Origin of the sequence: Amycolatopsis endophytica (assembly GCF_013410405.1) — a bacterium.
Lineage (GTDB): Bacteria > Actinomycetota > Actinomycetes > Mycobacteriales > Pseudonocardiaceae > Amycolatopsis_E > Amycolatopsis_E endophytica.
In genome coordinates, this window is record NZ_JACCFK010000001.1 from 2,383,676 (window position 1) to 2,407,562 (window position 23,887).

At 70.4% G+C, this 23,887-nt stretch carries 25 protein-coding genes; 13 read left to right on the top strand and 12 right to left on the bottom strand.

Going from position 1 to position 23,887, the window contains the following annotated elements:
• Positions 1–22: 22 nt before the first annotated feature.
• Genes HNR02_RS11855 through HNR02_RS11870 form a run of 4 tightly spaced genes read left to right on the top strand, consistent with a single transcriptional unit; the run spans position 23 to position 3,140 of the window.
• Complete coding sequence (locus tag HNR02_RS11855; RefSeq protein WP_218903817.1) at positions 23–967, top strand: Rossmann-like and DUF2520 domain-containing protein; 945 nt, start codon at positions 23–25, stop codon at positions 965–967.
• On the top strand, positions 964–1,848 hold the full coding sequence (panC, locus tag HNR02_RS11860) for a pantoate--beta-alanine ligase (RefSeq protein ID WP_179773248.1): 885 nt from the start codon (positions 964–966) through the stop codon (positions 1,846–1,848). The genes HNR02_RS11855 and panC overlap by 4 nt, the downstream gene beginning before the upstream one ends.
• Positions 1,849–1,850: 2 nt before the next feature.
• Positions 1,851–2,348 (top strand): aspartate 1-decarboxylase, encoded by a 498-nt coding sequence (panD, locus tag HNR02_RS11865; RefSeq protein ID WP_179773249.1) that lies wholly within the window; start codon positions 1,851–1,853, stop codon positions 2,346–2,348.
• A gap of 6 nt (positions 2,349–2,354) precedes the next feature.
• Positions 2,355–3,140 (top strand): type III pantothenate kinase, encoded by a 786-nt coding sequence (locus tag HNR02_RS11870; RefSeq protein WP_179773250.1) that lies wholly within the window; start codon positions 2,355–2,357, stop codon positions 3,138–3,140.
• On the opposite strand, the gene HNR02_RS11875 is transcribed toward HNR02_RS11870, so the two are convergent.
• On the bottom strand, positions 3,137–3,892 hold the full coding sequence (locus tag HNR02_RS11875; protein ID WP_179773251.1) for a class I SAM-dependent methyltransferase: 756 nt from the start codon (positions 3,890–3,892) through the stop codon (positions 3,137–3,139). The two genes, HNR02_RS11870 and HNR02_RS11875, sit on opposite strands and share 4 nt — an antisense overlap.
• An 85-nt stretch (positions 3,893–3,977) precedes the next feature.
• On the opposite strand from HNR02_RS11875, the gene lysS reads away from it, so the two are divergent.
• The 3 genes from lysS (at position 3,978) to HNR02_RS11890 (ending at position 6,731) form a co-directional block, all read left to right on the top strand.
• A complete protein-coding gene (gene lysS / locus HNR02_RS11880; protein ID WP_179773252.1) occupies positions 3,978–5,489 on the top strand; it encodes a lysine--tRNA ligase in 1,512 nt (503 codons plus the stop codon).
• 144 nt (positions 5,490–5,633) lie between these two features.
• Positions 5,634–5,987 (top strand): histone-like nucleoid-structuring protein Lsr2, encoded by a 354-nt coding sequence (locus tag HNR02_RS11885; RefSeq protein WP_179773253.1) that lies wholly within the window; start codon positions 5,634–5,636, stop codon positions 5,985–5,987.
• A gap of 162 nt (positions 5,988–6,149) precedes the next feature.
• Positions 6,150–6,731, top strand: coding sequence for a TIGR03086 family metal-binding protein (locus HNR02_RS11890; RefSeq protein WP_246338544.1), 582 nt, complete (start codon positions 6,150–6,152; stop codon positions 6,729–6,731).
• Between the two features lie 19 nt (positions 6,732–6,750).
• Here HNR02_RS11890 and HNR02_RS11895 read toward each other — a convergent pair whose 3' ends face one another.
• Positions 6,751–7,467: a (2Fe-2S)-binding protein gene (locus HNR02_RS11895; RefSeq protein ID WP_179773254.1), complete on the bottom strand. Its 717-nt coding sequence runs from the start codon at positions 7,465–7,467 to the stop codon at positions 6,751–6,753.
• Between the two features lie 397 nt (positions 7,468–7,864).
• Between HNR02_RS11895 and HNR02_RS11900 the strand changes: the two genes are divergently transcribed.
• Positions 7,865–10,417 carry an ATP-dependent Clp protease ATP-binding subunit gene (locus tag HNR02_RS11900; protein WP_179773255.1) on the top strand — a complete coding sequence of 851 codons (2,553 nt, stop codon included), beginning with the start codon at positions 7,865–7,867 and terminating at the stop codon, positions 10,415–10,417.
• A gap of 487 nt (positions 10,418–10,904) precedes the next feature.
• Positions 10,905–14,012, top strand: coding sequence for an AfsR/SARP family transcriptional regulator (locus HNR02_RS11905; protein WP_179773256.1), 3,108 nt, complete (start codon positions 10,905–10,907; stop codon positions 14,010–14,012).
• Here the strand turns inward: HNR02_RS11905 and HNR02_RS11910 are convergent.
• The 3 genes from HNR02_RS11910 to HNR02_RS11920 all read right to left on the bottom strand — a co-directional run bounded on the left by HNR02_RS11910 (position 13,981) and on the right by HNR02_RS11920 (position 16,760).
• On the bottom strand, positions 13,981–14,910 hold the full coding sequence (locus tag HNR02_RS11910; RefSeq protein WP_179775866.1) for an SDR family NAD(P)-dependent oxidoreductase: 930 nt from the start codon (positions 14,908–14,910) through the stop codon (positions 13,981–13,983). The genes HNR02_RS11905 and HNR02_RS11910 overlap by 32 nt on opposite strands.
• An 87-nt stretch (positions 14,911–14,997) precedes the next feature.
• Complete coding sequence (locus HNR02_RS11915; protein WP_179773257.1) at positions 14,998–15,798, bottom strand: ABC transporter permease; 801 nt, start codon at positions 15,796–15,798, stop codon at positions 14,998–15,000.
• On the bottom strand, positions 15,795–16,760 hold the full coding sequence (locus HNR02_RS11920; protein WP_179773258.1) for an ATP-binding cassette domain-containing protein: 966 nt from the start codon (positions 16,758–16,760) through the stop codon (positions 15,795–15,797). Before HNR02_RS11920 ends, HNR02_RS11915 begins: the two co-directional genes overlap by 4 nt.
• 104 nt (positions 16,761–16,864) lie before the next feature.
• Here HNR02_RS11920 and HNR02_RS11925 point away from each other — a divergent pair, with 104 nt between their 5' ends.
• Positions 16,865–17,779 (top strand): endonuclease/exonuclease/phosphatase family protein, encoded by a 915-nt coding sequence (locus HNR02_RS11925; RefSeq protein WP_179773259.1) that lies wholly within the window; start codon positions 16,865–16,867, stop codon positions 17,777–17,779.
• Here HNR02_RS11925 and HNR02_RS11930 read toward each other — a convergent pair.
• Both HNR02_RS11930 and HNR02_RS11935 read right to left on the bottom strand, forming a co-directional pair.
• Complete coding sequence (locus tag HNR02_RS11930) at positions 17,766–18,116, bottom strand: hypothetical protein (protein ID WP_179773260.1); 351 nt, start codon at positions 18,114–18,116, stop codon at positions 17,766–17,768. The genes HNR02_RS11925 and HNR02_RS11930 overlap by 14 nt on opposite strands.
• Positions 18,117–18,164: 48 nt before the next feature.
• On the bottom strand, positions 18,165–18,323 hold the full coding sequence (locus HNR02_RS11935; protein WP_179773261.1) for a hypothetical protein: 159 nt from the start codon (positions 18,321–18,323) through the stop codon (positions 18,165–18,167).
• A gap of 70 nt (positions 18,324–18,393) precedes the next feature.
• On the opposite strand from HNR02_RS11935, the gene HNR02_RS11940 reads away from it, so the two are divergent.
• The gene (locus HNR02_RS11940; RefSeq protein ID WP_246338545.1) at positions 18,394–18,588 is read left to right on the top strand and encodes a hypothetical protein; all 195 of its coding nucleotides are present in this window, start codon (positions 18,394–18,396) and stop codon (positions 18,586–18,588) included.
• A gap of 257 nt (positions 18,589–18,845) precedes the next feature.
• Here the strand turns inward: HNR02_RS11940 and HNR02_RS11945 are convergent, their stop codons facing one another.
• The 4 genes from HNR02_RS11945 to HNR02_RS35410 are packed head-to-tail and all read right to left on the bottom strand — an operon-like array spanning position 18,846 to position 21,430.
• Positions 18,846–20,033, bottom strand: a complete 1,188-nt coding sequence (locus tag HNR02_RS11945; protein WP_179773262.1) for an FAD-dependent monooxygenase — start codon at positions 20,031–20,033, stop codon at positions 18,846–18,848.
• 47 nt (positions 20,034–20,080) lie between these two features.
• Complete coding sequence (locus HNR02_RS11950) at positions 20,081–20,857, bottom strand: SIR2 family NAD-dependent protein deacylase (protein WP_179775867.1); 777 nt, start codon at positions 20,855–20,857, stop codon at positions 20,081–20,083.
• 37 nt (positions 20,858–20,894) lie between these two features.
• Complete coding sequence (locus HNR02_RS11955) at positions 20,895–21,191, bottom strand: antibiotic biosynthesis monooxygenase family protein (RefSeq protein ID WP_179773263.1); 297 nt, start codon at positions 21,189–21,191, stop codon at positions 20,895–20,897.
• A 26-nt stretch (positions 21,192–21,217) separates the two neighbouring features.
• On the bottom strand, positions 21,218–21,430 hold the full coding sequence (locus HNR02_RS35410) for a hypothetical protein (RefSeq protein WP_246338546.1): 213 nt from the start codon (positions 21,428–21,430) through the stop codon (positions 21,218–21,220).
• 358 nt (positions 21,431–21,788) lie between these two features.
• Here HNR02_RS35410 and HNR02_RS35415 point away from each other — a divergent pair, with 358 nt between their 5' ends.
• Complete coding sequence (locus HNR02_RS35415; RefSeq protein WP_246338547.1) at positions 21,789–22,112, top strand: hypothetical protein; 324 nt, start codon at positions 21,789–21,791, stop codon at positions 22,110–22,112.
• Between the two features lie 12 nt (positions 22,113–22,124).
• Positions 22,125–22,874: an alpha/beta fold hydrolase gene (locus HNR02_RS11965; protein WP_312860977.1), complete on the top strand. Its 750-nt coding sequence runs from the start codon at positions 22,125–22,127 to the stop codon at positions 22,872–22,874.
• Positions 22,875–23,009: 135 nt separating this feature from the next.
• On the opposite strand, the gene HNR02_RS11970 is transcribed toward HNR02_RS11965, so the two are convergent.
• Complete coding sequence (locus HNR02_RS11970; protein WP_179773264.1) at positions 23,010–23,885, bottom strand: iron-sulfur binding domain-containing protein; 876 nt, start codon at positions 23,883–23,885, stop codon at positions 23,010–23,012.
• Positions 23,886–23,887: the final 2 nt, after the last annotated feature.

Consider the following 23,887-nt stretch of genomic DNA (forward strand, 5'->3'; position numbering starts at 1 on the left):
GGTACCCGCGACCAGAGCGGGACTGGAACGAGTCGAGGAGTTCTGCTGCCATGAGCGTCCACAGGGGCACGCCGTGAGTCGTCCGGCCAGGCTCGGCGTCGGGGTCATCTCCGCCGGCCGCGTGGGCAGCGTGGTCGGCGCCGCGCTCGCCTGCACGGGACACACCGTGGTCGCCGCGTCGGGCATTTCCGCCGCTTCACGGTCCCGCGCGGAACGCATGCTGCCCGGTGTCCCGCTGAACCCGCCGGACCGGGTCGCGACCGCCGCCGACCTCGTACTCCTGGCCGTGCCCGACGACGAACTGGCCGCGCTGGTTCGCGGTCTGGCCGCCACCGGTTCGTGGCGTCCCGGCCAGATCGTCATCCACACCTCCGGCGCACACGGCCTCGACGTGCTGGCCCCCGCGGCCGAAGCCGGTGCGCTGCCGCTGGCCCTGCACCCGGTCATGACCTTCACCGGCCGCTCCGAGGACCTGGACCGGCTGGCCGCGTGCAGCGTCGGCGTCACCGCCGCGGCGGACGACGAGATGGCGTGGAGCGTCGGCGAAGCGCTGACGGTGGAGATGGGCGCCGAACCGGTCCGCGTGCCGGAAGCGGCCCGTCCGCTCTACCACGCGGCGCTCGCGCACGGCGCCAACCACCTGATCACACTGGTCGACGACTGCGTGGACCTGTTGCGGGGCGCGGGAATCGCCAACGCCGAGCGCATGATCGGCCCGTTGCTGTCGGCCGCGCTGGACAACGCGCTGCGGCACGGCGACCGCGCGCTGACCGGTCCGGTCGCCCGCGGCGACACCGGTACGCTGCGTAAGCACCTCACCGTGCTCGAAGCCACCGAGCCCGCGGTCGTGCCCGCCTACGTCTCGCTCGCCCGGCGCACCGCGCGGCGAGCCGAATCGGCGGGGCTGCTCGAACCGGGCGCCGCCGCCGAGATCACCGAACTCCTGGAAGGGCCGGGAAACCCGTGACCACACCGAAGTTCAGCCGCGGGACGCTGAACACGTACCAGACGCCCGGCGACATCCACCGGGTCACCGCCGCGCTGCACGCGGTCGGCCGCAAGGTCGCGCTGGTGCCCACGATGGGCGCGCTGCACGCCGGGCACCGTGAGCTGATCCGCCGCGCGAAGCGGCTGCCGAACACGGTCGTCGCCGTGTCGATCTTCGTCAATCCGTTGCAGTTCGGGGAGGGCGAGGACTTCGAGGCATATCCGCGTCCGCTGGAGCGGGACCTGGCGATCCTGGCCGAGGACGGGGTGGAAATCGCTTTCGTGCCGAAGGTCGGTGACCTCTACGCCGAGGGTCACGCGGTCACCCTGCACCCGGGACCGCTCGGCGACGAGCTGGAGGGCGCGCACCGCCCTGGCCACTTCGGGGGCATGCTCACGGTGGTGGCGAAGCTGTTCCACATCGTCACCCCCGACCACGCGTTCTTCGGCGAGAAGGACTACCAGCAGCTGGTGCTGGTCAAGCGGATGGTGCGGGATCTCGACCTCGACGTGCGCGTGATCGGCGTGCCGACGGTGCGCGAGTCCGACGGGCTCGCCCTGTCCTCGCGCAACGTCTACCTCTCGCCCGAGGAGCGGGAGTCGGCGATGGTGCTGTCCGCGGCGCTGGTCGCCGGCGCGCACTCCGGTCCGAAGGGGGCCGACGCGGTCCTCGCCGCCGCGCGGTCGACGTTGGACGCCCGTCCGGAAGTCGCCGTGGATTATCTCGATCTGCGGGGAACCGATCTTGGTCCCGCGCCCGTCGATGGGGAAGCACGGTTGCTGGTGGCCGCCCACGTGGGGCGGACCCGGCTGATCGACAACGTCCCGGTGACGCTGGGCGCGTCGGAGGAAGTGAGCTGACCATGTACCGCACGATGCTGAAATCGAAGATCCACCGCGCGACGGTCACCCAGGCCAACCTGCACTACGTCGGGTCGGTCACGATCGACGAGGCGCTGATGGAGGCGGCGGACCTGTTGCCGGGCGAGCAGGTGTCCATTGTGGATATCACGAACGGCGCCCGGCTGGAGACCTACGTGATCCCGGGCGAGCGGGACAGCGGGGTCATCGGGATCAACGGCGCGGCCGCCCACCTGGTGCACCCGGCCGACCTGGTCATCCTGATCTCCTACGGGCAGATGGATTCCGCCGAGGCCGCCTCGTTCCAGCCGCGGATCGTGTTCGTCGACGACGAGAACCGGATCAAGCACGAGGGCGCCGATCCCGGCCACGCACCGGCTGGCTCCGGCCTGCTCAGCGGCGCGGTGCCGGTGGTGACGCCGGACCGGGAGAACCCGTTCCCGGTGGCCGAAACCGTCGACGCGGCGAAGCTCGACGCGTTGCTGCAGGCCGAAAGCTGACGCGCGTTGCTCCTGGCGATCGACGTCGGCAACACGAACATCGTGCTCGGCCTATACGAAGGCCGCGGGGACGAGGCACGGCTCGTCGGCGACTGGCGGATGCGGACCGACGCGCAGATGACCGCCGACGAGCTGGCCCTGACCATGCGTGGCCTGCTCGGGGCGCACGCCGACGCGGTCACCGGGATCAGTGCCCTGTCCACTGTGCCCGCGGTGCTGCGCGAGATGCGGGTGATGCTCGGCCGCTACTACGCGGACGTGCCCAAGGTCGTGGTCGAACCCGGCGTCCGCACCGGTGTGCCGCTGCTGGTCGACAACCCGCGCGAGGTGGGCGCGGACCGGCTGGTGAACACGCTCGCCGCGCACCACCTGCACCGCACGGCGTGCGTCGTGGTCGATTTCGGCACCTCGACCAACGTCGATGTCATCTCGGCGAAGGGCGAGTTCCTCGGCGGCGCCTTCGCTCCTGGTATCGAGATCTCGGTGGACGCGCTCGCCTCACGTGCGGCGGCGCTGCGCAAGGTCGAACTGGCGCGGCCGCGCTCGGTGATCGGGAAGAACACCGTGGAATGCCTGCAGTCCGGCATCGTCTTCGGGTTCGCCGGCCAGGTCGACGGTCTGGTGCGGCGGATCGTGGCGGAGCTGACCGCGCGCACCCACGAGCCGGTGACCGTGCTCGCCACGGGCGGACTGGCGCCACTGGTGATCGGCGAATCGGAGACGATCACCGAGCACGTCCCCGATCTCACGCTGCTCGGTCTGCGCCTGGCCTTCGAACGGCAGACCCGCTAACGGCGTTCGCCGCGCAGCACGGTGGTCAGGAGCGGCACGTCGAATTCGCCGCCCGCCGTGGCCGGGTTCGTCGTGAGGAATTCCAGGACACGTGTCCGTGTCCGCGCGCGTTCCTCCTTGTCCGCCACGAGCAGGTGGGAATGCGTGGCGATCGTTTCGACCAGGCTTTCGGGCGTGCGCCGGTGGGTGTGCCGGAAAGTCCGCTCCGCGAACGGGCCGAAAGCGGGGTGCTCGGTCAGCTTGGCGACCGAGCTGCCGCGCTGCGTGAAACCGGAGATCCGCGCGAATTCGGCCACCCACGGCACCGACTCGTCGTTGCCGTTCCACAGCCCGGCGACCGTGCCACCGGGCCGCAGCACGCGCGCGATCTCGGTCAGCGCGGCGCCGACGTCGAACCAGTGGAACGCCTGACCCACCAGCACCGCGTCGGCGGCGGCACCGGGCAGTGGGATGCGTTCGGCCGTGCCGTCGAGGATCGGGACGTCCGGGTGGTGCCTGCCGAACTCGGCTCGCATCTGCGCGTCGGGTTCGACTGCGGTCACCTCGACGTCGAGCGCGAGCAGGCCGTCGGTGAGTTTTCCGGTGCCCGCGGCGAGATCCACCACCCGGGTCGCGCCGGGTGGCAGCGCCCAGCGCAGAGCGTCGAGCGGGTAGTCCGGACGGTGTCGCGCGTATTCCGCGGCCCGTCCCCCGAACGAACGTGACCGGCGGGACCAGAGTTCACGTTCCGCTGCCGAAGTGGCTTCGCTCACTCGGTCGATGCTATCCGGGACATCCGCAGGTCGGTACAGGTAATCCGGTTGGCCTAGTCACCGCGCGGGTTCGTACCCTGTCCGCATGACGGATTCCCCCTCCCCGGATCGCCCGGTGCCCGTTGACGACCTGCCCGAACAGATGCGGGTCCGGCGTGCCAAGCGCGATCGGCTGCTCGCGGAGGGTGCGGAACCGTATCCGGTCGACGTGCCGCGCACCCACACGCTCGCGGAAGTGCGTGCCGCGCACCCCGATCTGCCCGCCGACACGGCCACCGGCGAGATCGTCGGCGTGACCGGTCGCGTGATGGCTCAGCGCATCACCGGCAAGCTGTGCTTCGCCACACTGCGCGAGGGCGACGGCACCGAGCTGCAGGCGATGATCAGCCTCGCGAACGTCGGCGAGGAGGCGCTGGCCGCTTTCAAGGCGAACGTCGACCTCGGTGATCACCTGTTCGTCCACGGCGAGGTCATCACCTCCAAGCGCGGCGAACTGTCGATCATGGCCGACGAGTGGCGCATGGCCGCGAAGGCGCTGCGCCCGCTCCCGGTCGCGCACAAGGAGCTGGCCGAGGAGACCCGCGTCCGGCAGCGCTACGTCGATCTGATCATGCGCCCGCAGGCACGCGACGTGGTGCGCACCCGTGCCGAGGTGGTGCGCTCGGTGCGGGAATCGTTCCACCGCCGAGGCTTCACGGAGGTGGAAACGCCGATGCTGCAGACGCTGCACGGGGGCGCCTCGGCCCGGCCGTTCGTCACGCATTCGAACGCCTTCGACATCGACCTGTATCTGCGGATCGCACCGGAGCTGTTCCTCAAGCGGTGCGTCGTCGGCGGCATCGAGAAGGTCTTCGAGATCAACCGCAACTTCCGCAACGAGGGCAGCGACTCCTCGCATTCGCCCGAATTCGCGATGCTGGAGTACTACGAGGCCTACGCCACCTACGACACCAACGCGGTGATGACGCGCGAGCTGATCCAGGAAGCCGCGCAGACCGTTTTCGGTGGTCTCGAGGTGACGCTCTCCGACGGCTCGCCCTACGACCTGTCCGGTGAATGGACGTCGCTGAGCATGTACGACTCGTTGTCGGACGCGCTCGGTGAGGAAGTGACCCCGGAAACACCCGCGGGCAAGCTGCTCGGGTTCGCCGCCGCCCGCGGTCTCGAGGTCGATCCGAAACTCGGTCACGGAAAACTCGTCGAGGAACTGTGGGAGCACCTTGTCGGTGACCACCTGCACGAGCCGACTTTCGTGCGTGATTTCCCCATCGAGACCTCGCCGCTGACCCGGCAGCACCGCAGCAAGCCCGGTGTGGCCGAGAAGTGGGACCTCTACGTCCGCGGATTCGAGTTGGCCACCGGATACTCCGAGCTGGTCGACCCGGTGATCGAGCGGGAAAGATTGCTGGATCAGGCCCGCCAGGCCGCGGCGGGCGATAGCGAAGCGATGCGTCTCGACGAAGATTTCCTGCGTGCGCTCGAGTACGGAATGCCGCCGAGTGGTGGCGTGGGAATGGGCATCGATCGCCTGCTGATGGCCTTGACCGGTCTCGGCATCCGCGAGACCATCCTCTTCCCCCTCGTCCGCCCCGAATAACTTCCCGGAGACTAGTCACGGTATCGGTAACGTGATTTGCATGCTGCCGTGATTCCGGGTATTAATGTCCTAGTCAATGGCTTCTGGTCAGGGCGCCTGCCCCTGTCCGATCATTCGCGGCCGGCCTAAAACAGGAGGAAACACATGGCACAGAAGGTGCTGGTGTCGCTCATCGACGACATCGACGGCTCGGAGGCGGACGAGACCGTCGAGTTCGGACTTGACGGCGTCTCGTACCAGATCGACCTGTCGGCGGACAACGCCGAGGAGCTCCGTGACGCGCTGGCCCAGTACGTCGAGCACGCGCGGCGTGCCGGTGGCCGCAAGCGTGGCGCTCCGGGGCGTCCGCCGTCGGGCAAGGCGGCCGGTCGTTCCGCGTCGGTGGACCGCGAACAGAACCAGGCCATTCGCGCCTGGGCGCGCAAGAACGGGTACCAGGTTTCCGACCGCGGGCGCATCCCGTCCGAGGTCGTGGAGGCCTACCACAAGAAGAACTGAGCGCGGTTCGGGTAAAGAGGGCGGGAGAGGGCCGCCGGGGATTCCCGGCGGCTTTTTTCATTGACCAGCAGGTTGAACATAGTTCTATCTGGAGGAGCCATTCGCGAGCCGCTGTCGCTTTTGTTCAAGACGGCGGCCGCCTCCATTCGGCTGAATGGAGGCATGACCGACCTTCGACCGATGCTGTCCACCGCGGCGGGCGAGTTCACCGCGCTCCTCCGCGTCATCGAACCTGCGCAACTCGGCAACCGGACTCCGTGCACCGAATACGACGTCCGCGGCCTGCTCAACCACCTTCTCTATTGGGGGCCGTGGCTCGAAGCGGCCCTCCGGCGCGAGCCCGCGCCGGCCGTCTCCGGCGGCGAGCGGGACGCCGATCTCACGCAGGGTGACTGGCTGGGTGAGCTGTGCACGCTTGTGGATGGACTTGTGGATGCCTGCTCCCAGCCGGGTGCGCTGGAGGGAACGGTGAAGTTCGGACCGTCCGAGTTGCCGGCCACGTCCGTCGCGGAGATGGTGCTCGGCGAGTGGGTCGTCCACGGCTGGGACCTCGCGCGGGCGATCGGGCGGCCGTTGAACGTCGATCCGGCCACGGCGGGAGCGATGTTCACCTCGGCGCGGGCGACTGCTGAGCAGGCGCGGGAGGCCAAGGTCTACGGCCCCGAGGTGTCCTGCCCCGAGGACGCCCCCACGTTCGACCGCCTCCTCGCCCTCACCGGCCGCGACCCCGCCTGGATGGCTTGACGGCCGGCTGTGGTGAAAGTCACCGACGGCAGGTGCGGGGGCAGCCGTCGCACAGGGGCTGGTCCGGCAGCAGGTACGAGAAGCAGCAGCTCTCCCGCCGCCGGGCCCAGCCGTCGTCCGTCCTGCGCAGGCGGGTCGAGGTGGTCAGCGGCGGATAGTGCTCGCCGAGCACCAGCGCGGCGTCGGTGACACCGGCCTCCTCGTCGCCCGCGAACAACCCGGCCCACCACAGGGTGCTGTCCAGCGCATCCGTCGCCGCGGCCCACAGCATCCGGCGGCCCAGACGGCTGAGCGGGGCGTAGGCCTGCACGAACCGCGTGGCGTGCGCCGTGTAGCGGGCGCGGAGCACGGCGGCGAGTGCCTTCTCGTCGGCGACGACCGTCGCCTCGGGCAGGCCCGCCGCCGGATCGCCGGGCAGGCAGTAGAACTCCCGGCCCAGTATGGCGATCCCTTCCGGGTGCGGCCGGTCGGCGCAGAGGCGGAAGGCGAGTTCACCCGGCCGGAGCATGGGTACTCGCCGTTCGTGGTGGAGCAGCAACGCGCCGGTGAACGCCGGAACGTGCAGGTACCACGACATCACGAAGCCGGCCGTCGTCCGTTCGGGTGCCTCGCCGAAGTTGGCCCGGAGCCACTCGCCGAGCAGCTTGCGCCACACGTCGAACCGCGCGGTGTCGTCCAGGAGGTCGGAGCAGTGCTGCCAGCTCCCGGTCGCGGGCACGTCCGTGCGCACCTCCATGCGGTGCTGCAGCGCGGCGACCCGGGTGACGGACGCGTCGAGAGCGCCCAGCGCGGTGTCGATGGCGAACCTCCCTGCTCCATCCGGGTGGTTAGGTTGGCCTTACCTTACTCACTCCGGGTGAAAGCACCAGTCCGGTCCCCGGATCGGGGTGTTCGCGGTGAGCGGACAAACAGGCTCTTGCGGAATCGCCGGGAGAAGTCCCGCGTTGGACCATTACGTCAGCTACCAGCGCAGACGTCCCGCCGGAAGTCTCCGGCACTTACACCAGCTGTGACCTGAACCGCCCCAGTGGTAGTCCGGTGCGACCGCATGGCTACTACAGTGGACTCACGGTGCTGAACCCGTCGCGAGGCGATGGGTGCTCACCGCCGGCGCAGCAGTCGAGGGAGTGGGAATGTTCGAGAGGTTCACCGACCGCGCGAGGCGGGTGGTCGTCCTGGCCCAGGAAGAGGCCCGGATGCTCAACCACAACTACATCGGCACCGAGCACATCCTCCTGGGCCTGATCCACGAGGGTGAGGGTGTCGCCGCCAAGGCGCTCGAATCGTTGGGTATCGCGCTGGAAGGCGTCCGCCAGCAGGTCGAGGAGATCATCGGCCAGGGTCAGCAGGCGCCGAGCGGGCACATCCCGTTCACCCCGCGTGCGAAGAAGGTGCTCGAGCTGTCGCTGCGTGAAGCGCTGCAGCTGGGCCACAACTACATCGGCACCGAGCACATCCTGCTGGGCCTGATCCGCGAAGGCGAAGGCGTGGCCGCGCAGGTGCTGGTCAAGCTGGGCGCGGACCTGAACCGGGTTCGCCAGCAGGTGCTGCAGCTGCTCTCGGGTTACCAGGGCAAGGAGCCAGCCGAGGCCGGTGCCGGCCGCGGCGAGGGCACCCCGTCGTCCTCGCTGGTGCTCGACCAGTTCGGCCGCAACCTCACCCAGTCGGCGCGTGAGGGCAAGCTGGACCCGGTGATCGGGCGCGGCAAGGAGATCGAGCGGGTCATGCAGGTGCTGTCGCGGCGCACCAAGAACAACCCGGTGCTGATCGGCGAGCCCGGTGTCGGCAAGACCGCCGTGGTGGAGGGCCTGGCCCAGAACATCGTCAAGGGTGAAGTGCCCGAGACGTTGAAGGACAAGCAGCTCTACACGCTGGACCTGGGTTCGCTGGTCGCCGGGTCGCGCTACCGCGGTGACTTCGAAGAGCGCTTGAAGAAGGTGCTCAAGGAGATCAAGACCCGCGGCGACATCATCCTGTTCATCGACGAGCTGCACACGCTCGTCGGCGCGGGTGCCGCCGAGGGCGCGATCGACGCCGCCTCGATCCTGAAGCCGATGCTGGCCCGTGGCGAGCTGCAGACCATCGGTGCGACCACGCTCGAGGAGTACCGCAAGTACATCGAGAAGGACGCCGCGCTGGAGCGCCGCTTCCAGCCGATCCAGGTCGGTGAGCCCTCGCTGGAACACACCATCGAGATCCTCAAGGGCCTGCGGGACCGCTACGAGGCGCACCACCGCGTGTCGATCACCGACTCGGCGCTGGTCGCCGCGGCCACCCTGGCCGACCGCTACATCAACGACCGGTTCCTGCCGGACAAGGCGATCGACCTGATCGACGAGGCCGGTGCCCGCATGCGCATCCGCCGCATGACCGCGCCGCCGGACCTGCGCGAGTTCGACGAGAAGATCGCCAACGTGCGCCGCGACAAGGAGTCCGCGATCGACGCGCAGGACTTCGAGCGCGCCGCCCGGCTGCGGGACGAGGAGAAGAACCTCCTCGCGCAGAAGTCCGAGCGGGAGAAGCAGTGGAAGGACGGCGACCTCGACGTCGTCGCCGAGGTCGACGACGAGCAGATCGCCGAGGTCCTGGCCAACTGGACCGGCATCCCGGTGTTCAAGCTCACCGAGGAGGAGACCACCCGTCTGCTCCGCATGGAGGACGAGCTGCACAAGCGGATCATCGGCCAGGAAGACGCCGTCAAGGCCGTCTCCCAGGCGATCCGCCGCACCCGCGCCGGCCTGAAGGACCCCAAGCGCCCGTCCGGTTCGTTCATCTTCGCCGGCCCCTCCGGTGTCGGTAAGACCGAGCTGTCCAAGGCGCTGGCGAACTTCCTGTTCGGCGAGGACGACGCGCTCATCCAGATCGACATGGGCGAGTTCCACGACCGCTACACCGCCTCGCGGCTCTTCGGTGCCCCTCCCGGGTACGTCGGCTACGAGGAGGGTGGCCAGCTGACCGAGAAGGTCCGCCGCAAGCCCTTCTCCGTGGTCCTGTTCGACGAGATCGAGAAGGCCCACCAGGAGATCTACAACACGCTCCTGCAGGTGCTGGAGGACGGGCGGCTCACCGACGGTCAGGGCCGCACGGTCGACTTCAAGAACACGGTGCTGATCTTCACCTCGAACCTGGGCACCTCCGACATCTCCAAGACCGTCAGCCTGGGCTTCTCTTCCGGTAACGACGAGGGATCGCGTTACGAGAAGATGAAGCAGAAGGTCAACGAGGAGATGAAGAAGCACTTCCGGCCCGAGTTCCTCAACCGGATCGACGACATCATCGTCTTCCACCAGCTCACCCAGGATCAGATCATCCAGATGGTCGACCTGATGGCGACGCGGGTGGAGACCCAGCTCAAGGCCAAGGACATGGCTCTGGAGCTGACCGGCAAGGCGAAGGCGCTGCTGGCCAAGCGCGGCTTCGACCCGGTGCTCGGCGCCCGTCCGCTGCGCCGGACCATCCAGCGGGAGATCGAGGACCAGCTGTCCGAGAAGATCCTGTTCGGCGAGGTCGAGCCGGGCCAGATCGTGATCGTCGACGTTGAAGGCTGGAGCGGCAACCCCGAAGACCGCGACGACGAAGCCCGCTTCGTCTTCCGCGGCGAGGTCAAGCCCGCCGACGTCCCGGACGCCCCGCCGGTCTCGATCGGCGCGGGTTCGCACGAGGACGACGCCGAGGGCGAGCGCTGATCTCGTAGGCAGCCGAAGCGGGTGCCCCCAGGGACTGGTTCCCTGGGGGCACTTCGCGTTTTTCGGGGCAACCGCACCGGGCGGTGGACGAGTGGTTCGTGGCGTTGTGCCGAACCGACCCGCGCACCTGGTGGAAGCGGCCGTTGACGGGCGATACTGCTCGTCGCCGGGGACAAGGCCGGTAGCTGGAAGCGTTGGTACGACATGGCGGGGCGCGACGTGGAGGTGGTCCACGCGGAGGCGGCCGGGGCCTTCGGCGACCGCGACGTGACCGTGGCGGTGAGTGAACCGGCCAGCCGCTCCGCCTGAGCGCCGCAACGTCCGCGCCTCCGGTCACGACTTCCCTGGGGGCGTTCGTCCGCCCGAACCTCCTGCGCGGCGGGAGCTGACGTGGCTCGACCTCGCCGGGAGCGGCCGCCACCGCGGGACGGTCGGTTACTTCGAGCGGAGCCTCAAGCCCGCCGCCTGATCTGGAACAGTGGTACCCGTGCGGGTGACACTGCTCGGCCCGGTCCGGGCCCAGGCTGACGACGGCACGCCGATCGACATCGGTGGTGCCCGCCTGCGCATGCTCCTGGCCCGGCTCGCGCTCGACTGCGGCCGCCCGGTCGGCACCGACGCGCTGATCGACGGCCTGTGGGGTGCCGAGTCGCCGGCGGACGCGGCGAACGCGCTGCAGTCGCTGGTCTCCCGGCTGCGCCGCACCCTGGGCGGCGCCGCGATGATCAGCTCGGCCTCGGGCGGCTACACCCTCGACGCGGAGGTCGACGCCCGGCGGTTCGAGGAGCTGTCCGCGCGGGGCAGACGGGAGCTGGTGGCGGGCCGGTGCGGCGAGGCCGCCGCGCTGCTCACCGAAGCGCTCGCGCTGTGGCGGGGCGACGCGCTGGCCGACGTGCGCGACGCGCCGTTCGCGCAGGCGCCCGCCACCCGGTTGGAGGACCTGCGGTTCGCCGCGCTGGAGGACCGCTTCGACGCCGAACTGGCGCTCGGGCGGCACGCCGACGTCCTCGCGGACCTGGAGGCGGCGGGCGAGGCGCATCCGCTGCGGGAGCGACTCGCGGCGCTGCGGATGCGGGCGTTGTCCGCGGCCGGTCGCCAGGCCGACGCGCTGGCCTTGTTCGAACGCACTCGCGCCACGCTGGCCGACGAGCTGGGCGTCGACCCGTCCGCCGAACTCCGGGACGCGCACCTGGCTGTCCTGCGCGGGGAGACGGCGCCGCCGCGGGCCGAGTCGGTCCTGCCGGTCCGGTTGACCAGCTTCGTCGGGCGGGACCGGGAACTGGAGCGGGTCGCCCAGGCGCTGTCGTCGTCGCGGCTGGTCACGCTCGTCGGGCCGGGCGGCGCGGGCAAGACGCGTCTCGCGACCGAGGCCGCGGAACGCCATCCGGGGCGGGCGTGGTTCGTCGCGCTCGCCGGTGTCCGCGACGCCGGGGACGTCGCGGGCGCGATCCTGGGCGCACTGGGCTCGCTCGACTTTCACATGGCGAACGCGCGGGTGCCGCCACCGGACGCGCTGGGCCGGGTCGTGGAGCTGCTCGGCGGCGAATCGCTGCTGGTGCTGGACAACTGCGAACACGTCGTCGACACGGTCGCCGACGTGGCGTTCGAGCTGCTCGCCCGCGTGCCGGGCCTGCGGATACTGGCCACCAGCAGGGAACCGCTCGCGATCACCGGCGAGTCGCTGTGCCCGGTCGGTCCGCTGGAGGTCGCCGAGGCGGTCCGGTTGTTCACCGACCGCGCGCTCGCCGTCCGGCCGGGTTTCACGCTCGACGGGTCCACTTCGGACGCGGTCGCGGAGATCTGCGAGCGCCTGGACGGGATGCCGCTCGCGCTGGAGCTGGCCGCGGCGAAGCTGCGGTCGATGACGGCGGAGCAGATCGCGCGCAAGCTCGACGACCGCTTCCGGCTCCTCAGTTCCGGCAGCCGCACCGCGATGCCACGGCAGCGCACGCTACGTGCCGTCGTCGAGTGGAGCTGGGACCTGCTGGAGAAACCGGAACGGATCCTCGCCCGGCGGCTCGCGGTGTTCACCGGTGGCGCGACGGTGGCCGCGGCCGAAGCCGTGTGCGCCGACGAGCTGTTGCCGGCCGAGGACGTCCTCTACGTGCTGGGGTCGCTGGTCGAGAAGTCCATTGTGGATGCGGTGTCCGCGGGTGGGGAACCGCGCTACCGGATGCTGGAGACGATCCGCGTCTACGGCGCCGAACGGCTCGACGAGGCCGGGGAACGGGACGAGGTGGCGCAGCGGTTCACGGCGTACTTCCTCGCACTGGCCGAGGAGAACGAGCCGCGGATCCGCACCGGTGACCAGCTCCACGCGATCGAGGTGTTCGCCGTCGAGCAGGACAACCTGATGACGGCCCTGCGCGGCGCGCTCGACGCCCGGGACGCCGTCACCGCGAGCAGGCTGATCCTCGCCGACCTCTGGTACTGGGTGATCCGGTCCTACCACCGCGAACCGGCGCCGTTGCTGGAAGAGGTGCTGAGCCTCGGTGACGCCCTGCCCGCCGACGTGCGCGCGTGCCTGAACCTCATGTACACGATCATGAGCAGCGTTCCGCTGGTCCGGCGGCCCGATCTGGCCTCGGTGGTGGACGAGTGCGAGCGCACCGGCGCGCTGGAGCGGTTCCCGATGCTGGCGCTGGCCGTGCCGATGGTCTGTTTCCTCGGCGGGGAGGTGGAGCTGGCGAAGGAGAAGATCGAGCGGACTCTGCGGCACTCGGACCCGTGGGCCGCCGCGTGCGCGCGCTGGGCCGAGGGCTTCATGGCCGACCAGAACGGTGACCTGGTCCGCGGTGAGCGGGCGCGGGAGCTGGCGCTGGCGGGGTTCCGGGAGTGCGGCGACCGGTGGGGCACGGCGATGACGCTCTCGATGCAGGCGGAGTCGCGTTCCCTGCGGGGCGACCACGCGGCGGCCATCGCCGGATTCGAGGAGGGCCTGGCGATGGCGCGTGAGCTGGCGTCCACCGAAGACACCGTGCAGCAGTTGACACAACTGGCCGACGAGCGGATGCGGATCGGGGACACCGAGGGCGCCTGGCGGGACGTCACGGAGGCCGACCGGGTCGCGGGGGACAAGATCGACCAGCGTGCGATGGTGGCCCTGCGCCGGTGCGATCTGGCGCGCCGGAGCGGGAACTTCGCGCTGGCGCACGAGGAGCTCGACTGGCTCAGGGACAACACCCCGCGGATCCCGTTTCCGGTCGACATGGCGGGGGAGCTCATCGCGGTCAAGGGTGCGTCGCTGCTGGCGTCCGAGGGGCGGCCCGCGGAAGCCTGGCCGCTGTTGCCGCGGGCGCTGCGCTCGTCCGCCGAGCGGCGGGACCTGCCGGACGTCGCGAACATGACCGCGGTGGTGGCCCGTGTCTTCCACGCGGAGGGCGATCCGGAGCGCGCCGCGTGGGCGCTCGGGCTGACCGAAGCGGTTCGCCGCGTCTTCGACCGGGGTGACCCGGAACTGCGGGCGATGATCGCTTCGCTGCGCGCCGAACTCGGTGACGACGCGTACGAGGCGGCCTATCAGCGCGGCTCGGCCCTCACCACGGACGAGGCGATCGAGGCGGTCAAGGCCGCGATAGCCGATCGAGCCCGGTGAGTTCGGCGGAGAGCGTCCACAGCCGGGCGGCCTGCTCCGGATCGATGGCGTGCTCGCGGACGCCGGTCCACTCGCCCTCCGCCGGTGCCGGTTCGGCGATGTCGCAGTCCTCGCAGTAGAGCCCGCCCATACCGTCCAGTCGCGGTGAGGTGGCCGCCCACACCTGTGTCGCGGCGCCCTGCTCCGGCGACCGGTAGCCGGCGTCGTCGCCATCGAACCCGGCGAAATCCTCGCGGGTGAGGTGCCGCCCGAGTTCGGTGCGGATCCGCCCTGGGTGCACGGCGAACGCCCGCACGCCCCGGTCCCGCGCGAGCGTGTCCAGGTGCACGGCGAAGAGCACGTTGGCGGTTTTGGCCTGGCCGTAGGCCAGCCACTTGTCGTAGCCGTGCTCGAAGTGCACGTCGTCCCACCGGATCCCGGAGAAGTGGTGGCCGCGTGAGGAAACCATCACCACTCGCGCTCCCGGGCGGACCGCGGGCCACAGCAGGTTGACCAGTGCGTGGTGGCCGAGGTGGTTGATGGCGAACTGTGCCTCCCACCCCGGGCCGACGCGGGTCTCCGGGCAGGCCATGATCCCGGCGTTGCCGATCAGGAGGTCGATGCCGCGGCCCGACGCGAGGAAGTCTTCGGCGAAGGTGCGGACGCTGTCCTGGTCGGCCAGGTCGAGCCGTCCGACCTCGACCCCGGGCAACGCCTTCGCGGCCACTTCCGGGCGCCGTGCCGGCACCACGACGTGCGCGCCGACGGCGGAAAGCGCTTTCGTGGTCTCCAGTCCGAGGCCGGAGTAGCCGCCGGTGACGAGCGCGAGTTTGCCGCGCAGATCCACCCCGGCCAGCACGTCCGAGGCGGTGCTGCCCGCGTCGAAACCCGAGCCGATCCTGCGCTGTCCGGTCATGATCGCCAGAGTAGGAGCTGGAGTGCGCTCCAGCGCAAGCGAAAAGGGCTCCGCCGGACCCCCTGGTACCGGCGGAGCCCCCGCCCCGCGTCAGGCCACGCGCCGCTTGTAGGCGCTCATCGCCAGCGGGAAGAACACCGCGACGATCCCGGCCAGCCACGCCAGCGCCCCCAGCAGCGGCCCGGCCACCGCGCCGCCGTTGAGCAGCCCGCGCATGGTGTCGGCGAGCAGGCTCACCGGGCTGATGTCCGACCACGCCCGAAGCCAGGCGGGCATCGTGTCGGACGGGACGAACACGTTGCTGCCGAAGGTGATCGGCATCATGATCGCCACCATCACGCCCTGCACGGCGCCGGGACTGCGCATCAGCATCCCGACGAACACCGCGATCCAGCAGAAGCACAGCCCCGCCAGCAGCATCAGCGCGACGCCGACCAGCAGCGAACCGACGTCGGTGTGCAGGCGGTACCCCATGGCCATGCCGGCGACCAGCAGCACCGTGAGCGCCACCGCGTACCGCACGACGTCCGACACCACCGAACCGACCAGCGGCGCGGACCGGGCGATCGGCATGGCGCGGAACCGGTCGAACACGCCCTTCGTGACGTCGGTGTTGAGCGAGGTCCCGGTCGCCAGGCTCGCGAACACCGTGTTCTGCACCATCAGCGCGGGCACCAGCACCTCGATGTAGGCGCTGGTGTTCCCGGCGATCGCGCCGCCGAAGAGGTAGCCGAACATCAGCAGGAACAGGATCGGCTGGATCGTCACGTCGGCCAGCTGTTCCGGGTTCTTGCGGATTTTCAGCACACCGCGCCAGGCCAGGGTGAACCCGTCCTGCAGCGCCTTGGCCGGGCTGATGCGCCGGGGGAGATCGAGAACGGCGGCGGTCACACCAGGCTCCCTTCGGGTGCGGTTTCCTCGGCCGGTTTGCCGGTCAGCGCCAGGAACACCTCGTCGAGGCTGGGCAGGCGCAGTGCGAGCTCGTCCGCCGTGATGCCCGCTTCGTCGAGCTTGCGGACCAGGGTGGACATCAGGACGGGATCGCCGACGGGCGCGGTGAGCAGCCCGACGTCGGTGTCGCGCACCGGCTCCATCCCGGTCAGGGTGGTCAAGATCCGGGCCACCGCGTCGAAATCGGCCCGCGACGTCGGCCTGACCTGCACGGTCTGGCCGCCCACGCGGCGCTTCAGCTCGTCCGGACGGCCTTCCGCGACGACCCGCCCGTGGTCGACCACCGTGATGGTGTCGGCGAGCTGGTCGGCCTCGTCGAGGTACTGGGTGGTGAGCAGCACCGTCGCGCCGTCGGCGACGAGCCGCCGCACCACGTGCCACACCTCGTTGCGGGCGTGCGGGTCCAGTCCGGTGGTCGGCTCGTCCAGGTACAGCAGCTTCGGACGGCCGACCAGGCTCGCCGCCAGGTCGAGCCGCCGCCGCATACCGCCCGAGTACGTCTTCGCGGCGCGCCCGGCGGCCTCGGTCAGCTCGAACTGTTCCAGCAGCTCCGCCGCGCGGGCCCGCGCGGCGGCCCGCCGCAGCCCGAGCAGACGGCCCAGCAGCACCAGGTTCTCCGTACCGGACAGGTCCTCGTCCACCGACGCGTACTGGCCGGTCAGCCCGATCAGCGCCCGCACCCGCACCGGGTCGTCCACGACGTCGAAGCCCCCGACCGTCGCGCGCCCCTCGTCCGGACGCAGCAGGGTGGCCAGTATCCGCACCATCGTGGTCTTGCCCGCGCCGTTCGGGCCGAGCACGCCGACCACCTTGCCGGTCGGCACCTCGAGATCGACCCCGTTCAGCGCGGTGGTTCCCCCGAACCGCTTGACCAGGCCCTCCGCCTGGATCGCCAAGGTCATGAAATCCTCCTCCTGTGTCGGAACCGACTCTCCCGGGTGAACCTGACAGCGCCCGCACAGATGACTGTCAGCCGCTGTCACGGCCTGGCAGGAAGACTGGGCGCGTGGTGTTCTTCGCCCTGCTCGCCGCCGTGTTCGCGGTGTTCGCCGCGATGCGCCTGATCGGTCTGGACGGCGGGCGCCTGACGTCGGCGCTGATCGCGCTGACCCCGTACTGGGTGGTGTGCGGCCTGCTGCTCGCGGCGCTCACGCTCGCGCTGCGGCACTGGTGGATCGGCGGGATCGTGCTGGTTCTGGCGCTCGCGGTGGGCGGTGTGGTCGTGCCGCGCGCGTTCTCCTCGGAGCAGCCGGCCGTGCACGGCCGGACCCTGCACGTGATGTCGTCGAACATGTACTACGGCGAGGCCGATCCGCAGACCCTCGTGCGGCTGGTGCGGGAGAACCAGGTCGACGTGCTGAACCTGCTGGAGCTGACGCAGCAGGGGGTGGACGCGCTGGAGGGCGCCGGGCTGTTCGACCTGCTGCCCTACCGCGTGCTGCAACCCGCGCGGCGGGGAGCCGGTTCCGGGCTGGTGTCCCGGTACCCGGTGACCGAGCTGTCGCTGGCCGGGCCGTCGGAGTTCGCGCAACCCAGCGCCAGGGTGGACCTCGGTGGCGTCTCGGTCGAGGTCGTGGCGGTGCACCCGACGGCGGGTGTGGCGGACGCGGGGGCGTGGAAGGCGGAGATCGCCGGCCTGCCGCACCCCGATCCGGACGGTCCGGTGCGTGTTCTGGCGGGCGACTTCAACGCGACGCTGGACCACGCCACCCTGCGGGACCTGATCTCCACCGGCTACACCGACGCGGGCAGCGCGCTGGGTGAGGGGTTCACCTCGACCTGGCCGTCGAAGCTGCTGCCGCCGCCGGTGACCATCGACCACATCCTGGTGGACGGGCGCGCCGCGGTGACGGACTACCGGGTGTTCCCGATGCCGAACTCCGACCACAAGGCGGTGTTCGCGTCGATCACGCTTCCGTGAGCTGGACCTGTTCGGTGGCGTGCCGGACGAAGCGGGCCACGTCGGGGGACGTCGTGTTCGACGGCCAGGCGATCCGCGGCTCGCTGGCGGACAGACCGGTCACCGCCACGACGCTGACGCCGGCGGGCGGCAGGTCGGGCACCAGCGTGCGGGGCACGAAACCGATCGCCTGGCCGAGCCGGACCGCGGCCGCGTACTGGGCCGCGTCGCGCACCGTCGGGCCCGCGCGCCAGTCGTGGTGGGCGAGGTCGGTGCCGGTCCAGTACGCGGCCTCGGCCGGCGTCAGGTCCACCCACTGCGGCAGGGCCTCGCCGGCCGGCTCGGCCCGGTCGACCACCTCCCGCCCGGCCAGTGGGGGGCCTGACGCAGCACGGCCACGCGCTCGTCACGGCGGACCGTCGCTGTCCAGGCCCCGCTCGTCGAACGGTGCCAGTCGGCGACCGCCGCGCGGGCAGGCAATCCGCCCGGCGGCGGTGAAGGTGTCCTCCGACGCCACGGCCAGGAAGTAGCGCAGGTGCTTCAGATCCATTCCGCCAGCTGCCATGCCGTGACGGTATGAACTCATGTCAGCGGGGCTTTGGACGGTTTCCCGCTGCTCCGCTGAGCTGTGCGGCATGGCGGTGTCGGGCCGGGCGAAGCTGGCGTACAACCGGGAGCTGGCGGCGCGCGTCACGGGCGTCACGGTGCTCGCGGCGGACCCCGGCGCGGCGGCGACGCCCAACGCGGCCGAGATGACGCCGGAGATCCTGCCGCCCGCGCTGCGCCCGCGATCTCACGCCGTCGGCGCTGACGGACGCGCTGACCGATGAGCTGATGGCGTCGGCCCGTGCGCTGACCGAGCGGGTTCTGGGGAAGTAGCCACCTGCCTCGCTTCGCGAGCCGCGTGAACATTCCCTTGAGGCGCGTACCGGATCCGGCCGCTCGGGGGGCGTGACGGCCGGATCCGGTATGCCGGACGGCTGGACCACACGGTGGCGCCCGTGTGACCGCAGTCGTCAGATGAGAGGGTCGGAAGGTGCCGCTGGGACGCGTGGCCTCCGGGGTTCCACCCGATCGAGTGGCGACGTCAGTAGTCCTTGATCGTGTACGAGCCCACGACCTGCGCGAAATCCGCCATGCCGGATTCGACGAGTGCCTCGGCGGATTCGCTCTCCTCGGCCGCCTGCATGGTCCCGGCGCGGCGCATCTCCATGTTCGCGATGGCCATGTCCTGGTTGGCCTGGACGTAGCCGCGGAGTTCCTTCTCGTAGGCGGCGAAGGCGGCACGGTGGTCGCCGCCGGCCGCGGCCAGTTCGCCCGCCAGCACGTAGGCGCCGACCAGCGCCATGCTGGTGCCCTGGCCGGACATCGGGGATCCGCAGTAGCCGGCATCGCCGAGCAGGACGACCCGGCCGCGGGACCACGAGTCCATCCGGATCTGGGCCGCGGAGTCGAAGTGGAAGTCGCTCGCGGTCCGGGCGTACTCCAGCAGCTGGGGGATCACCCAGCTGTCGCCGGCCAGTTTCTCGGCCAGCAGTGCCTTCTGGCCCTCGATGTCGCGGTAGTCGTAGTCGACCGGCTCTTCGGAATCGAACATCAGGTACGCGCGGGCCTCGGTGTTGTGGCGGGCGCTCATCACCATGCCGCCACGCATGCCTTCGCCCGGCATCTGGTGCATGACCTGCCAGTTCTTCAGGTCGAGGAAGTTCGGCACGGTGTAGACGGCCATGTAGGTGCCCAGGTGGCTGATGAACTGCCCGGCCGGGCCGAAGACCAGGCGCCGGGTGTTCGAGTGCAGGCCGTCCGCGCCGACCACCAGATCGAAGCTGCGCCGCAGTCCGCTGTCGAACACGACCCGGACCTCGTCATCGTCCTGGTCCAGTTCCGCGATCGAATCGTCGAACAAGTACTCGATCTCCTCGCCCGCGGCTTCGGTGATGATCGCGGTGAGGTCGTCGCGGAGGATCTCGACGTCGGGGCTGTCCAGGTCGCCGCCGGTGACCGTGTGCTCGACGTTGCGGTAGACCTCGGTGCCGTCGGCGTCGACGACGGACATGCCCCCCATTTCGGTACTGGCGGCGCGCAGTTTCTCCAGCACGCCCATGCGTTCGGCCACCTCGAGCGCCGGTCCGCGCACGTCGATCGCCTGCCCGCCGGGACGGATGCCGGGGCAGCGTTCGACGACGGTGACGGAGAAGCCGTGGCGGGAGAGCCAGTAGGCGAGGGCGGGGCCGGCGATGCTGGCGCCGGAGATGAGGACCTTGTTTTTCGTCATGCCCTGACCATGCTCGGCGCCGCTTACCGGTGGCTGACCGAGCGCTGTCAGTCGCCGAGCAGGGCGGTCAGCGCCGGAAGCGCCGTGCGGGGCAGGGAAATGCCGCGGTTGTGCCGGATCTCCGGTTCACGCGGGTTGATGCGGATCAGCGAGCCGGTCGCGGCGGAGGCGAGTTCGGCGTAGCGCCGCACCGTCGGCACCGCGCGTCCCGCACCCACCTCGACGACCACCGCGTGCCGGTTCGCGCGCCGCCACTCGTTGAGCGCCCGCATCTGCGTGTCGGTGCGGTGAGGTACCCAGTCGAAGTCGCCGAACATCTGGATGTTCGGGCGGGCCAGGCTCCCGCAGTGCGGGCAGGACGGCAGCGGAGGGAGCGCGCGCAGGGACTCGTCGAGCGTCGGGGCCACGTCGTCGGCACGCCAGATGTCCGGTCCACACGGGACGGTGCACTGCAGGTGGTGGATCGATCCGTGTGCCTCGGCCACGAGTCCGAAGCCCGCGCGCTGGAACTGCCCGTCCACATTGGAGGTGAACACGGCGGTGCCGCCGGGCAGCCGGGAGCCGTGACGCAGCAGCAGGCCGAACCCGGCGTGTGGTTCGGTCCGGCGGTACATGTCCAGCCGGTGCCCGTAGAACCCCCAGGCCAGCTCGGGGTCCTCGGCGAAGTGGCGGGGGTCGGCGATCTCGGCGAAGCTCAGGCCGAGCCGCGCGTACGGCGGGTACGCCCGCCAGAAGCCCTCGTCACCGCGGAAGTCCGGCAGCCCGGAGTCGACGCCCATGCCGGCGCCCGCGCACACGAGGAGCGCGGAGGCGCCGGCGAGCATCTCGGCGGCCTTCGCCAGGCCGTCGTCGGTCACCGGTTCAGTCGAACGTGACGACCTCGAACTCCAGCAGGTTCGCCCCGCTGGCCACCGGTTTCGCGCGCTGGCCCGCGTGGGCCTCCTTGGCGGGGCCGTTCGCCCACGCCTGGTATGCCTCTTCGGACTCCCACTTCGTGTAGACGAAGTAGCGGTTCTCGCCTGCGACCGGGCGCAGCAGCTCGAAACCGAGGAAGCCGGGCTGGCCGTCCACGGAGTGGGCGCGGTTGGCGAAGCGCTTCTCCAGCTCGGGGCCTGCGCCTTCGGGTACCTCGATCGCGTTGATCTTCACGACTGCCATGGGCCCAGCCTACCGACCGGTTCTCGCTACGCTGGGATGTAATGGGGATCACAACGGAAGAAGAGCGCGTGCTCGCCCGGACTCTCGCCGGGGATCTGCGGAAGATCGTCCGCGCGGCGGCTGCCGTCGTCGACGGGGGCAACCCGGACGCCGAGCCGATCGGCAAGATCTCCGGGCACCTCGGCGTCGAGTTCCAGCACGTCGTACTGGTCGCGCAGGAGTCCCCGGCGTGGGAACACGTCAACCTGCACCGCGGGGTCGAGGCATACCTGGCCGAGCGCGGCGGCCCGGCATGTACGAACTGGGCGAGGACGACATGGCGACCGTCGCCATCGGTCCGGACGAGGCCGTGGAGGTCATCCAGTTCGGACTGGTGCTGACAGCGCGCCGGATGGTGCGCCGGTGATCGTCGCCGTCCGCGGGCTCGCCGCCCAGCACGGGCCGGTCGCGGTGTCGTCGTTCGAGGTGCCGGCCGCCGACCGGGAGGCGGCGTGTGCGCCCCGTGCGACAGCACGGTGATCATCCTGACCGGCGCGGCGATGCGGTTCATCAGCAAGGCCGCCGAGCTGGCCCGCAGGTTGCAGCCGTCGATACTGGTTGCTGTTCAGCCTCCTGGACGCGATGGACGGGATCGGCGCGGACGCCGATGTGACGTTCGTGCTGACCACCAACCGGCCGGAGGCGCTGGAGGTGGCGTTGCGGGACCGGCCGGGGCGCGCCGATCTGGAGCCGGTGATCGCCGAGACCGAGGGTGTCACCGCGTCGTTCGTGAAGGAACTGCTGCGCCGGGCGGTGCTGCACGAGGTGCGGGCCGGCGCGGAGGGCGACCCGTTGCCGGTGGGCGACAAGGCATTGGCCGCGGCGTTGCGGGACTTGCAGGATTCGCGGAACTCGCTGACCCGGTCGTTGCTGGGAAGCTGATTGAATGACGCCGTGAGCGTCGTGGATTTCGGTGGTGAGGGCAGGCCCATCGTCCTGTTGCACGGTTTGATGGGCCGGGCCCGCACCTGGTGGCGGGTGGCGCAGTGGCTGCGCCCGTACGGCCATGTCCTCGGGCTCGACGCACGCGGGCACGGCCGCGCGGCGCGGACCGGCCCGTGGACGACGGAACAGTTCGTGGCCGACGCCGCCGCCCTGGTGGAACCGCTGGGTGAACCGGCAGTCCTGATCGGACACTCAATGGGCGCCCTGCACGCCTGGTCCCTGGCGGCGGCGCACCCTGAGCTGGCTCACGCCGTGGTGGTCGAAGACATGGCGCCCGACCAGCGCGGTAGAACGGTCGAAACGTGGCGCGGCTACTTCGATTCCTGGCCGATGCCCTTCCAATCGCTCGCCCACGTCCGCGATTTCTTCGGCAGCACCGGCGACTACTTCACGGAATGCATGACCGAACGCGACGATGGTTACCATTTGATGGCAAACTTCGAGAACCTGTACGAGATCGCGGCAGAATGGGGCAGGCGCGACTACTGGCCCCTGGTGGAGTCCGTGCGATGTCCGATGCTCATCATCGAAGCCGAAAACACTTTGATGCCAGCCGGTCAGCAAGCCGAGATGGCCACACGGGCGCCCAACGCCCGCCACCTGCTGATCCCCAACTCGAACCACGTCGTCCACGACTCCGCACCAGAAACCTACCGCGGCGCAGTAGAAGCATTCCTCTCCGAAGTACTGATCCGCTGACACCCGCAACGTACGCCAGCACACGACCGCCCCAGACCTCCCCGCCCCTCATCCCCAGCCCGTCTGCCCAAGGCGCGGGTTCAAAGATCAAGGGATAGTCCTCGCCGCACGGGTCCTTTAGGGCGCTCGCCTCGGCTAATGCTCCCCGGGCAACGAAAACCGCCCGTCCCGGGTCTGCTCCACGAGCCCATCCACCAGCAGCGAATCCAGACACCGATCCCGCTGCCCGGCATCCGACCACACCACATCGAGTTTCGACTTCCACACCGGCCCCGGCGTGCCTCGCAGAACATCCAGCAACAGACCACGCACATGCCGGTCCGTCCCGGCGTACTTCTGCGTCGCCTTCGCCGGGCCGGTGTAGGCGGGACGCCCGGCTTTCTGCCAGGCGCAGTCGTCATAAATCGGGCAGTCGGCGCAGCGTGGGGAGCGGGCCGTGCAGGTCACCGCGCCCAGTTCCATCAGCGCGGCCGAGAAGCGCGCCGCCCGCGATTCGTCGTCGGGCAGCATCATCGCAACGTCCGCCATGTCCCGCGTGGTCGACGGTGGGCCCGCGTCCCCGGCCCCGTGCACCGCCCGGGCCACCACGCGCCGGACGTTCGTGTCCACCACCGGGGCTCGCTTGCCGTACGCGAAGGCCGCCACGGCGCGGGCGGTGTAGGCCCCGATGCCCGGCAACGCCAGCAGCGTGTCCACATCGGACGGCACAACGTCGTCGTGCTCGGTGGCGATCGCCGTGGCGGCGGCGTGCAGACGCAGTGCGCGGCGTGGGTAGCCGAGCTTGCCCCACGCCCGCAGCACCTCACCCTGGCTCGCGGCCGCCAGCGCCGAGGGCACCGGCCACCGCGAAAGCCACTCGTGCCAGATCGGCTCGACCCTGGCGACCGGTGTCTGCTGCAACATGATCTCGCTGACCAGCACGCCCCACGCCGTGCACTCCGGGCGCCGCCACGGCAGGTCCCTGGCGCACGAGTCGAACCAGTCGATCAGCAGGTCGGAGTCGATGGGCACCG

What these genes read in the sequence shown, in the direction of transcription:
- panD (WP_179773249.1), top strand. Translation starts at nt 1,851, where the DNA reads ATGTACCGCACGATGCTGAAATCGAAGATCCACCGCGCGACGGTCACC.
- lysS (WP_179773252.1), top strand. Translation starts at nt 3,978, where the DNA reads ATGACGGATTCCCCCTCCCCGGATCGCCCGGTGCCCGTTGACGACCTG.
- HNR02_RS11885 (WP_179773253.1), top strand. Translation starts at nt 5,634, where the DNA reads ATGGCACAGAAGGTGCTGGTGTCGCTCATCGACGACATCGACGGCTCG.
- HNR02_RS11890 (WP_246338544.1), top strand. Translation starts at nt 6,150, where the DNA reads ATGACCGACCTTCGACCGATGCTGTCCACCGCGGCGGGCGAGTTCACC.
- HNR02_RS11895 (WP_179773254.1), bottom strand. Translation starts at nt 7,467, where the DNA reads ATGGAGGTGCGCACGGACGTGCCCGCGACCGGGAGCTGGCAGCACTGC.
- HNR02_RS11900 (WP_179773255.1), top strand. Translation starts at nt 7,865, where the DNA reads ATGTTCGAGAGGTTCACCGACCGCGCGAGGCGGGTGGTCGTCCTGGCC.
- HNR02_RS11920 (WP_179773258.1), bottom strand. Translation starts at nt 16,760, where the DNA reads ATGACCTTGGCGATCCAGGCGGAGGGCCTGGTCAAGCGGTTCGGGGGA.
- HNR02_RS11935 (WP_179773261.1), bottom strand. Translation starts at nt 18,323, where the DNA reads ATGGCAGCTGGCGGAATGGATCTGAAGCACCTGCGCTACTTCCTGGCC.
- HNR02_RS11940 (WP_246338545.1), top strand. Translation starts at nt 18,394, where the DNA reads ATGGCGGTGTCGGGCCGGGCGAAGCTGGCGTACAACCGGGAGCTGGCG.
- HNR02_RS11945 (WP_179773262.1), bottom strand. Translation starts at nt 20,033, where the DNA reads ATGACGAAAAACAAGGTCCTCATCTCCGGCGCCAGCATCGCCGGCCCC.
- HNR02_RS11950 (WP_179775867.1), bottom strand. Translation starts at nt 20,857, where the DNA reads ATGCTCGCCGGCGCCTCCGCGCTCCTCGTGTGCGCGGGCGCCGGCATG.
- HNR02_RS11955 (WP_179773263.1), bottom strand. Translation starts at nt 21,191, where the DNA reads ATGGCAGTCGTGAAGATCAACGCGATCGAGGTACCCGAAGGCGCAGGC.